4 protein-coding genes are annotated in these 4083 nt (G+C 55.7%); all 4 read right to left on the minus strand.

The annotated features are described in order from the left end of the window. Nucleotides 1-257 precede the first annotated feature (257 nt). Nucleotides 258-812, minus strand: coding sequence for a hypothetical protein (locus ACIQ3A_RS14120; RefSeq protein WP_396432357.1), 555 nt, complete (start codon nt 810-812; stop codon nt 258-260). Between the two features lie 232 nt (nt 813-1044). Then, a complete protein-coding gene (locus ACIQ3A_RS14125) occupies nt 1045-1794 on the minus strand; it encodes a hypothetical protein (protein WP_396432358.1) in 750 nt (249 codons plus the stop codon). Between the two features lie 20 nt (nt 1795-1814). Further along, nucleotides 1815-3041 (minus strand): HlyD family efflux transporter periplasmic adaptor subunit, encoded by a 1227-nt coding sequence (locus tag ACIQ3A_RS14130; RefSeq protein ID WP_396432359.1) that lies wholly within the window; start codon nt 3039-3041, stop codon nt 1815-1817. Between the two features lie 17 nt (nt 3042-3058). Further along, the coding region (locus ACIQ3A_RS14135; protein ID WP_396432360.1) for an ATP-binding cassette domain-containing protein at nt 3059-4083 on the minus strand (1025 nt) is incomplete at its 5' end.

Genomic DNA, 4083 nt, shown 5'->3' on the forward strand with positions numbered 1-4083 from the left:
CGCTGCCACCGCCACCCACGCCGCTACCTCCTCCACCGCCAGAACCGCCGCTACCACTACCACTGCCACCTCTAGCGCTATAGGCAGCAACGGACACTAGACCGACTGGTTCAAGTGAATCGAAAGGCTCTGTGTTCTTCGAGCTGGACGAATATTTAGAATTTTTCATGATTTTCCCTTTTCTGTTTCAAGTTTCAAAATGATGGCCAACCGAGTGCTTGACCACCTCGATCGCCATAGAGAATGGCGAAATTGGGTCACCGTGTTCTGAGTTGGTCACGCAATTGTTGTTGTGTCTGGTCTTGTAAAAGCAATTGATCGCGCAGTTTGGTTTGCAGCTGTTCCTGATCGCGCAACTGATCCATCGTGCGCATTTGCTGTTGCTCCTGCGTTCTCAGTTGTTGCTGAACTGCCGGTGTGTCTTGGGCGTGATTTTGTATTTGTGCCCTGGTTCGACTCAGCAACTGCTCTTGCAATTGCAACTGACTTCTTGTTTGGTTGAGGATTTGTTCTTGGCTGCGCATTTGTGTTTGTGTTTGTGCGAGTGTTTGTTCTTGTGTGCGCATTTGGTCTCGCGTCTGTGTGGCTGTTGCAGTTCCTTTAGACGATGCTGGCCCTGCGCCGTAGGCTGCGCCTGAAGGTCCGCCAGAACCAGGCCCCGAAGCGCCACCCGAGCCGCTTCCAGAGCCGCCACCCGAGCCGCTTCCAGAACCGCCACTGCCACCTCCGCTCGCGCCACCAGCGGCATGAATGCTTGCGCATGAGAATAAGAGCAGCATCACGCCAAGATGTTTCAATTGATTTTTTTTCATCGTATTTTCCTTAGATATTTCAGTCATGAATTGGCTGTCGTCAAGCATGATCTGAAAAATTTTCAGATCAAAAATTCGTCGACAGCTTCAACTTCGGTCAATGCCTGAACACCGCGAAGCAATTTCATTTTGAAAGACAAGGGGGTTTTTTAAAATTGATCTTTTGGTCAATTCGACTACACCTGGCTGTGTAAAACCAGCTGTATTGAAGGGCGTATTTATTGCTAAATATTTAGGCGTGAAGCTGGTGTGAAATGCCAGATTCTGAGGACAAAATTTCAAGCACCTGCCCTGCGCACAATGGGTTCATGTCACTTGTATTTTTGGGAAGTGCAGCAGGGGTGCTGGCCCATGCCGTGTGAGCTGGCCCTGATCCCCAATAAAGTGGCTGGCCACGCTGAGCCACAAACATTTTTTTGGGATGAGCGTTGAACATCACCCCCATGGCCAATGGCCCTTGCAGCAACTCAAAGACCCTGTAAACGGCTTGTGCCGGGTCACTTTGGTAAGTTGCGTCGATCAGGTGCGCCAGCATTTCGGCAACACTGTTACTTTTGAATCCGTAATCCCGTTCAAGCAAGGCCTCGCGCAGCGCATCTGAGCCCTGCAGCGTGCCATGCAACACCACCGCGACCCGAGCGGGACTGTTCAAATGGGCATTTGGGCCGTGGCTCATACAAGGCAATACATGGGGCAAGGCCTGTGATGCCATGGAGGGTGTCTGCCCGGAGTGGCCCATGCCGATCAAGCCTTGCAGCCCGTTCAATTCAGGCTTGCCCGATTGGGCCATCTGCGCCATCCACGCCGATGCGCGCTGTACCCGGCGGTGTCGGTGCAGCCGCGCAGGGCTGTTGGTTTGGCCCTGCAGGCCATGCACTACGAGCCCACAGCTGTTGTGGCCGGGTTCTTCCATTCGCTGCAGGCTTTGAAGCAAGCCGGGTACGGTGTTGTGGGTGGCGACGATGCCAACGATGCCGCTCATGGTTTTCTCTGGGCGGAGTGTCAACGCTCACGCAGGGCTTGCGTCATCGATTGCAAGGGTCTCAGCAGATATTCCAGCACGGTTTTTTCCCCTGTCTTGATCTCAACAGTGGCGGTCATGCCCGGTGTAGCGTTCATGCGCATGCCATGGCGGTCAATGCGTTTGTCAATGATGCGCACCAGAATGCGGTAGTAGCCTTCTTCCAGATCAACAGGCGCGCTGCCAGGCTTACGGGGTTTGTTTTCATCGCGCAGGGTGTCTGGGCTGATGTGGTCCAGTACCGCATCCAGGCCGCCGTATTTGTTGAAGTCAAAGGCCGTCAATTTCACCACCGCGGCCTGGTTCACCCGCAAAAAAGCCACTTCTGAGGGTTTGACATAGGCCTCCACCAGCATGTCGTCTTTCACAGGCACGATTTCCAGAATGCTTTGTCCGCTTTGAATGACAGCGCCCAGTGTCGTTTGCTGGACGTTTTTCACAATGCCGTCCATGGGCGCCCGGATCACTGTTTTCTTGAGTGCATCTTCGCGGGCCAGTGTGTTTTCGCGTGTTTGAGACAACTCCGACTCGACCCTGACCCATTCGTTGCTGGCATCGGTCAGGTATCTGTTTTGCCGCTCGGCCATGTTCGACTGCATGTCGGCGTATTGGCGTTTCAGGCGCAGCAACTCTACCTCAGACATCACGCCTTGTTCCACCAGGGGGGAGGTCAGGGCCAGCTCTTTAGAAAGTTGTGCCTGCGATTCCTTCATGGGCGTCATTTGTTCATCCAGTGCGCGTTTGCGTGCGTGGTAGGCCTGGGTTTCGCGCCGCATGACCGAAGGCGCTTTTTGCACATGGGCCGGAAACTGCAGGGGCGTGCCGTAGGCTTCTGCTTGCAGCCGTGCCGCCTGTGCCGACAAGGCGATCCATTTTTCACGGGCCTCGCGATAAACGGGGCCCGCGCGTGCATCGTCGATGCGCAGCAGCACTTGGTCTTTCACCACGGCATCGCCTTCCCGCACCAGCAATTCGGACAACACACCCGAGTCCAGGCTCTGAATGACTTGCTCACGGCTCGACGGAATGACTTTGCCCGTACCCCGGGTCACTTCGTCCAGATTGAAGGTGGCGGCCCACAACACGGCCACCACCACCACCGCGCCCATGATTCGGACCAAATTTCGGCTGGTTCGACGTTCGTCGTCTTCAATGCTTGATCCGGTAGGGATGACAAGTTGCTTGGGCTTTTTCTTGAAAATTGACATGGGGATTCCTGAAAACGTCAAACAGCGGCAGGGGCTACGGGCGGGGTGGGTAATGTGCCAGCGGCCTGAGGTTTGACCGGTGTCTTGGCCACTTTGCTTGGGCCGGATTTTTGAGAGGCGCCTGTTGAGAGTTTTTTGAGCATGTCTTCACGTGGGCCTTCGAGCACGATTTGCCCATGGTCCATCAAGGCGATGCGGTCCACCCACACCAGCAATTGCAGCCGATGTGTCGACAAGACCAAGGTGCGGCCTTGCAGCCATTGCCCCAGTACCTCGATGACTTTGGCCTCTGTGGTTTGGTCCATCATCGAGGTGGGTTCGTCCAGAAAAACCAGCGCAGGGTCGCGCAGCATCATTCTTGCTATGGCCAGCAATTGGCGTTGCCCCCCTGACAGGCCACCGCCAGCCTCGGTCAGGGGCATGTCCAGTCCTTTGGGATGGCTGGCCACCACGCTGTAGAGGTCGAGTTTTTGCAGCACGTCGATCACCCGCGCATCGCTGATCCAACTGTCTGACAGCACCAGGTTGTCGCGCAAGGTGCCCAAGAAAAGTTGTGCCTCTTGCCCCACATAACCCAGGCGACTGCGCAATTCGGCAGGCTCAATTTGTTGCAGGTCCACCCCATCAATGGACACTCTGCCCCCCAGTGGCGTGTACAAACCTGCCAGCAAACGCAACAAGGTGCTTTTGCCGCTGCCAATGCGGCCGAGCAATGCAAGGTGTTGTCCGGCTGCCAGATTCAAGGACAGTTTGCGGATGACCGGGATCGGTTGCTCGCTGGGGTAAGCAAACTCCAGCTCATCGGCGCGCAAGCTGCCGGCAATTTTTTCGGGCACCACGTAACGGCGTGAACCATCGCGGTCGCGTGGGCGTTTCATGAGGGCGTCCAGTGTGTCCAGTGAACTGCGCGCTTGCTGGTACCGTGCGGCCAGCGCCATCACGCTGCCCAATGGCGAAATGGCACGACCCGCCAAAATGACCGAAGCGATCAGGCCACCCAGTGTGAGGGTGTTGTCACCAATCAGATAAACGCCATAAACCA

This window comes from Limnohabitans sp. (assembly GCF_044361985.1).
Taxonomy (GTDB): Bacteria; Pseudomonadota; Gammaproteobacteria; order Burkholderiales; family Burkholderiaceae_C; genus Limnohabitans_A.